Origin of the sequence: Bradyrhizobium sp. Leo170, from assembly GCF_004296405.1 — a bacterium.
Classification (GTDB): Bacteria; Pseudomonadota; Alphaproteobacteria; order Rhizobiales; family Xanthobacteraceae; genus Bradyrhizobium.
This window is the reverse complement of record NZ_PSRR01000429.1, coordinates 1-6259: the sequence shown is the minus strand read 5'-3', so window position 1 is coordinate 6259 and position 6259 is coordinate 1. Positions and strand designations below refer to the sequence as shown.

The 6259-nt window shown below is 65.0% G+C and carries 6 protein-coding genes; all 6 read right to left on the bottom strand.

The annotated features are described in order from the left end of the window. Window positions 1-113: 113 nt before the first annotated feature. Window positions 114-782, bottom strand: a complete 669-nt coding sequence (locus CWO89_RS39445) for a P-loop NTPase family protein (RefSeq protein WP_130583706.1) — start codon at window positions 780-782, stop codon at window positions 114-116. A gap of 60 nt (window positions 783-842) precedes the next feature. Beyond that, on the bottom strand, window positions 843-1592 hold the full coding sequence (locus tag CWO89_RS39440; RefSeq protein WP_130583705.1) for a P-loop NTPase family protein: 750 nt from the start codon (window positions 1590-1592) through the stop codon (window positions 843-845). 168 nt (window positions 1593-1760) lie between these two features. Further along, window positions 1761-2990: a M48 family metalloprotease gene (locus CWO89_RS39435; RefSeq protein WP_130583704.1), complete on the bottom strand. Its 1230-nt coding sequence runs from the start codon at window positions 2988-2990 to the stop codon at window positions 1761-1763. Between the two features lie 32 nt (window positions 2991-3022). Then, the gene (locus CWO89_RS39430; RefSeq protein WP_130583703.1) at window positions 3023-3583 is read right to left on the bottom strand and encodes a LemA family protein; all 561 of its coding nucleotides are present in this window, start codon (window positions 3581-3583) and stop codon (window positions 3023-3025) included. 163 nt (window positions 3584-3746) lie between these two features. Beyond that, window positions 3747-4715: a small ribosomal subunit Rsm22 family protein gene (locus CWO89_RS39425; RefSeq protein ID WP_130583702.1), complete on the bottom strand. Its 969-nt coding sequence runs from the start codon at window positions 4713-4715 to the stop codon at window positions 3747-3749. Window positions 4716-4848: 133 nt separating this feature from the next. Then, on the bottom strand, window positions 4849-6259 hold a 1411-nt coding region (locus CWO89_RS39420), incomplete at its 5' end, for a chromosome segregation SMC family protein (RefSeq protein ID WP_502702942.1).

The following is a 6259-nucleotide window of genomic DNA, read 5'->3' as shown; positions in this document are numbered from 1 at the left end:
TCGGCGCACAGCGCCGGGTGAGGGGACTAGCCGCATACTCTCGTCCATCGAATTCGTGGAAGCAGCCCCTCACCCCAACCCTCTCCCCGCAAGAGCGGGGCGAGGGAGCACACCTAGGACCGCTGCAGCATCACGCTCAATTCGAGATCGCGGAAGATCGTATAGTTGCGCCGGATCCACTGATGCAACTCGGTGGACGAGTCCTTCTCGTGCCGGAGATAGCCGGTGAAGGAGAAGTTCAGCCGGTCGATATAGGTCTTCAGGAACACCGGCAGCGCGCTGAGGCGGAGCACCCGGCCTTGGCCCATGGCCGCGGGCAGTTCGCCGCGCACCACGAATTCGTTGTCGATGGTCATCAGCGCCCGCGGCGGAACCTGCCGGCGCAGCATCTCATAGCTGCGCGCGGAGACGCGGTCGATATCGGCAACGAACAGGATGACCGGCGCGACGTGGCGGCGCAGCGCTTCCTTCATGAAGCCGATTTCGTCGATCATCTTGAAGAATTCGTCGAAGGCGTGGTAGCCGAGGTCGATCACCTTCGCCACACCGTCATTGACAATCAGCCGGTCCATCAACTGCATCTTGCCGTAGGTGTCGATGACATCTGCCGTCTCGGTGGTTTTAGGGAGGTAGTCCAGCAGCGACGGCTCCTTCAGGTTGATGTCGAAGGAAATCACACCGCCGTTCTTCAGCAGCAGAAATTCGCTCAGCAGCCGCGCGACCAGGGTCTTGCCGACCTGGGGGCGGGGCGAGCAAATGATGTAGATGGGCGTAGCTGACATCGCCTGCTATATCAGGCGATTTTCGTGCCCAATCCAGCCCCGCATCCCCCGGGGGCGCGACTATTTTTCGCTGCCGCGCGTCACCGACTTGGCGCCGACCAGGTCGGTCAGCTTGATGCGGTCGAACTCGCTCCAGACGTTGGCGAGCCAGTGCCGGACATAGCCGCGGAGCACGAAAGAATAGTTCGCCGCCTCGTCGTGCGGGCCCTTGTTGGCGACGAATTTGAGAAACGGGACGGAAGCGACCTCGACCTGCTCATAGGCCATCTCGTTCAGCTTCGGGATGGTCAGGTCGGTGGCATCCTTGATGCGATGGAAATAGGAATTGTAGGTCGACTGGTCCCACTGGAAGAACTGCGTGTCGTTGATGAAGTTCTTCACCAGGAAGTATTTCGCGCCGCTCATGAAATTGGCGGTCTCCGCGATCTCGTCCAGCGAGGCGATCGAGGGGCCGAGGATATGGAACACCGCGAAAGTAATCTGGCCGGACCGGGCCGCATCCAGGAAGCCGATGTCGCGGAGCGAGGCGAGCGCAGGCGACAACAGGCCGGCGCGGACGTCGATCACGGTAACCATGGAGCCGGCGTTCAGGGTGTCGAAGATCTTCATCTGGTCCGCGGTCGTCGTCATATCGACGATCTCGGTGATCTCAGGATGGAAGCGCTTCAGCGTTCCCCGCGGCGATTCGGTGTCGAAGGCCCGCGTCCCGACGTTGTTCGCGTTGAAATAGTCCAGAAGCGTCCGCGACACGGTCGTCTTGCCGACCCCGCCCTTGTCCGCGCCCACTACAATCACGACTGGCTTTGCCATGGAAATCCCTTACGACCGCGCCCCCGACCGCGAGGGCGCGATCGGAAAGTCCCCATTCCTGCTTTGGGCGCGAACATGGCAGAAACAAGGGAGAATTCAATTCCTTGAACGCCAAGCAGCGCGTTTAGTAGGGATTTTCTTAATGAGTTGAAGGGCGTGAGGCCACAATCAAAAATGTCGGCCCCAGGGACCCTGAATCGGACCCTGAAGCGGCGGTTGCTGCGACGGGCCGGCCGGCTCGGCTGCGTCGCCCCAAGGGCTGGGCAATGGGCCGCGTGAAGGGCCGCGCGGAGCGGGAGGCGGAAGTTCGCCTTGTGCCGACGGTTCCTGTGCACCTTCTTCGGGACTAGCCGCGGGATCGTCCGGCAGGGCGATCGGTCCAGGATCATGGCCGCCGCCGAACTTCACCAATGCATCCACCCTCGATTGCACCGACGGATGGGTCGCAAACAGGTCGGCGAAGCCCTCCCGCGGATTGTCCACACATAGTTCCATCACCGCCGAAGTCGCGCCCGGCAGTTCGCCGCGATTTTCGATCTTGCGCAGGGACGAGATCATCGCATCGGGATTCTTGGTCAGCTCGACCGACCCGGCGTCGGCCAGATATTCGCGCGATCGCGACAGCGCCAGCTTGACGACCTGCGACAACAGCCACGCCGCCACGATCAGGACGATGGCGATGATGATCACGATGATCGCGCCGCCACCGGAGCCCTTGCGATCGGACGAAGACGAGGAGGAGGATGACGATGACGACGAAGAGGAGGACGGCCAGCCGCCGGTTGAATTCCAGGACAGGTTGGTGAACATCCGGAAGAACAGTTCGCCGAAGAAGCCGACCGCGCCGGCGATGATGACCGCGATCACCATCAACTGCACGTCGCCGTTGCGGATATGGGTGAGCTCGTGGCCGAGCACGGCCTCGATCTCCTGGTCGTTCAGCGCCCGCAACAGGCCCGTGGTGACCGTGACCGCATATTGGCGCTGGTTCAGCCCGCTCGCGAAGGCGTTCAGCGCGGGGCTGTCCATGATCTTCAGCTTCGGCATCGGGATGCCGCGCGAGATGCAGAGGTTTTCCAGGAGATTATAGAGCCGCGGCTCTTGCTGCCGCGTCACGCTTTCGCCGCCGGTGACGGCGTCGATCATGTTCTGGTGGAAGAAATAGGCGATCACGATCCAGAGCGCCGCGCCGATCGTCGCATAAGGGGAAGCCGAGATCAGGTCATGCAGCGCCCGCATCAGGTAATCGTCGACCGAGCGGCCGCTGTCGATCATGACCTCCGCAACCAGCGCGCCGGCATAGACCAGCACGTAGATCAGGACGAACAGCCCGGCGAGCAGGAGCATCGAACGGAACCTGTTCGATGCGATATGGGTGTAGAGACCGTAGGCGGCCATGCTGCGCTGCTGCTCGCCGGAGGCCCGGGCCCTTAGAACTTCACGCTCGGCGCGGTCTCGACTTCGGCGCGGCTGGCGCCGAGGTCGAAGAAGTCCTTGCGGGTGAAGCCGAACATGCCGGCGAACAAAGCGGCCGGCATCTGCTGGATGCCGGTGTTGTATTCCTGGACCGCGTTGTTGAAGAAGCGGCGGCTGGCGGCGATCTTGTTCTCGAGATCGGAGAGTTCGCTTGCGAGCTGCTGGAAATTGGCGTTGGCCTTCAGGTCCGGATAGGCTTCCGACAGCGCGATCAGGCGGCCGAGGGCGCCGCTTAGCTGGTTCTCCGCGGCGGAGACCTGCGCCGGTCCCTGCGCTGATATCGCGGAGTTGCGTGCCTTGATCACGTCGTCGAGCGTGCCGCGCTCATGGGCGGCGTAGCCCTTCACGGTCTCGACCAGGTTCGGGACCAGATCGTGGCGCTGTTTGAGCTGGACGTCGATGTCGGCAAAGGCCTGGTTGACGCGCTGGCTCAGCGCCACCAGGCGGTTGTAGGCGGCAAACGCAAACAGCACGAGGACGACGATGACGCCGAGAACGATCCAGCCGGTCGACATGGAAAAACTCCTGATGGGATTGCGCGCGAAGCCTAGAGCATGATCCGGAAAAGTGGAAACCGGTTTTCCGAAAAGATCATGCTCAAACAAAGAGATAAACGGCGGCGCGCGTCAGCCTGCCCAGCGGCAGGCATGCGTTGGTCGGACCCGGCAGGGAATTAGTTCAAGCGCCCGTCACGGCGTCGCCCCATCGCCAGCGCCGGGCACGGGCGTAGTCGGCCTTGGCGCGGCGGGGGATCTTTGCAATCGAAAGGCCGCTCGGGGTGCAGAGCTTTGCGGTCACCTCCGCCTTGCCGACGACGGGCTGCGCCAGCACGCGGGAGGGATGGCTCGCAATCGGCGTCCGCGTCAGCGCGACATAGGCGAACCGCTCGTCCTCGAACGGCACCTCCGCGCCCTTCACCTGCATGTGCGCGCGCGAGCGGGCCAGCCGCTGGCTGAAATGACACCAGTCCGGCGCTTCAAGCGGGCATTCTGCGTCATGCGGGCAGGGGGCCGCGACATGTGCGCCGGCCGCGATCAGTTGCGCCCGCAGCGCGATGATCCGCGCATAGCCGGCGGGCGTGCCGGGTTCGACGATCACGAGCGCCTCGCCGGTCTTCTCCCACATCAGGCGTGCGAGCGCGGTTCGCTCGGCCTCATCGATTTCGCCGATCATGTAGCTCGCGACGACGAGGTCCGCCCGCTCGGCATCGGCGAGCAGCTTCCGGGCCGGTCCAAGCTCATAGTTCGCCTCGCGCAGCCGCGTGCCGGCGAGCTCAAGCGCCAGCGCGCGCAAGCTGGCGTTGGCATCGAGCAAGACGAATCGTTGCAGCGACGAGAAGGCTTGCGCGGCCGCCCAGCTCGCCGTGCCCGGTCCGGCGCCGATATCGAGCAGCGACGTCGGCGCGAAATCCGGCCTGATCTCGACGAGCGCATTGAGGCTGGCGGCGACGGCCGCGTAGGTCGCGGGCATCCGCGCCAGCGCGTAGGCGAGCGCATCGGTCTCTGATTTGATCGTGCCCGAGCCGCCGCCGTCGCGGTAGGTCCGCGAGATGGCGGCAGCGCGGCTTGCCGCCTCATTGCGCGAGAACCCCTGCAGCCTCGCGTCGAGTACCGCTTTCAGTTCGGCGGGGAGGTCGGGCGAGATCATCTGTTCGTCACGTCACGACGCGCTCTCCCGTCATTGCGAGCGCAGCGAAGCAATCCACTTCTCCGCTCGCGGCGCTATGGATTGCGTCGCTTGCGCTCGCAATGACGGCAGTACCAGCGGCGGGCGTGCAACCTCACGCCACGTGCTGATCCAGGATACCGACCGCGCCTTCGAGGTCGACCGAGACCAGTTGCGACACGCCGCGCTCGGCCATGGTCACGCCGAACAGCCGGTTCATCCGCGCCATGGTGATCGGGTTGTGGGTGATGGTGATGAAGCGCGTTTCGGTTGACGACGTCATCTCGTGCAACAGGTTGCAGAAGCGCTCGACATTGTGGTCGTCCAGCGGCGCGTCGACCTCGTCCAGCACGCAGATCGGCGAGGGGTTGGTCAGGAACACTGCGAAGATCAGCGCCAGCGCCGTCAGCGCCTGCTCGCCGCCCGAGAGCAGCGAGAGCGATTGCGGCTTCTTGCCCGGCGGCTTTGCAATGATCTCGAGGCCGGCCTCGAGCGGATCGTCGCTCTCGATCAGGTGCAGCGCGGCCTCGCCACCGCCGAACAGCTCGACGAACAATCGCTTGAAGTGGTTGTTGACGGTCTCGAACGAGGTGAGAAGGCGCTCGCGCGCTTCGCGGTTGAGGCTCTGGATGCCCTGGCGCAGGCGCTTGATCGCCTCCACCAAATCGTCGCGCTCGGTGGTGAGCCCGGTGTGCTGGGTCTCCACCTCGCGCAGCTCTTCCTCGGCGCGCAGATTGACGGCGCCGAGGCGTTCGCGATCGCGGCGCATCTTTTCGAGCTCTTCCTCAATCTGGCCGACCGGCGGCAGGTCGGCGCCCGGCTCGATCTCGGCGAGGCCGGCCAACGCCTGTGGCTCGACCTCGAGCATGTCATGGACCTCGCGCTCGATATCGGCGAGCCGACGCCGGGTTCCTTCCGTCCGCTCCTCGGCGCGGGCGGTCGCCTCGCGGGCGCTCGACAGCGCTTCCAGCGAGGCCTTGGCGGCGCGGTCGGTCTCCGCCATCGCGGTCTCGGCAGCGGCGAGCGCGTCGGCGGCGCCGCGGCGATCATTCTCGGCGTACTCGATCTCGCTGATCAGCGCGCTGCGTTTCTCCGCAAACACCTCCGGCGCATTGACGAGCTCCTCGCGCTCCGCCGTCACCTCGGTGATGCGGGCCTCGATCGTTCCGATCTGCGAGGCGCCGCTTGCTTTGCGGTTCTGCCACTCGTTGCGCTCGGCGAGGATCGCCTGCACGCGGCGGTCGGCGAGTTCGGCTTCACGGGCCAGCGCCTGCGCTTCGGCGCGCACCTGGGCGGCCACGCGGCGCCGGTTCTCGATCTCGGCGCGGACGGCGGCAAGTTGGGCTTCGGTCTCCACGCTCGGCGGCAATTCGGAGAGCGCCGCATCGGCGTTCTCGTGTGCGGCCTCGGCTTCGGCACGGTCGGCGGCAAGGCGATTGTGCGCTTCCGTCAGTGCGGATTTGCGCGCGGCGTGCCGGTTGATCTCGCGCTCGGCTGCGGCATGGCGCTCGCGCGCGGCATCGGCC

Excerpts from the sequence above, each read along its gene's own strand:
- CWO89_RS39445 (WP_130583706.1), bottom strand. The coding sequence starts at position 782 with ATGTCAGCTACGCCCATCTACATCATTTGCTCGCCCCGCCCCCAGGTC.
- CWO89_RS39440 (WP_130583705.1), bottom strand. The coding sequence starts at position 1,592 with ATGGCAAAGCCAGTCGTGATTGTAGTGGGCGCGGACAAGGGCGGGGTC.
- CWO89_RS39430 (WP_130583703.1), bottom strand. The coding sequence starts at position 3,583 with ATGTCGACCGGCTGGATCGTTCTCGGCGTCATCGTCGTCCTCGTGCTG.
- CWO89_RS39425 (WP_130583702.1), bottom strand. The coding sequence starts at position 4,715 with ATGATCTCGCCCGACCTCCCCGCCGAACTGAAAGCGGTACTCGACGCG.
- CWO89_RS39435 (WP_130583704.1), bottom strand. The coding sequence starts at position 2,990 with ATGGCCGCCTACGGTCTCTACACCCATATCGCATCGAACAGGTTCCGT.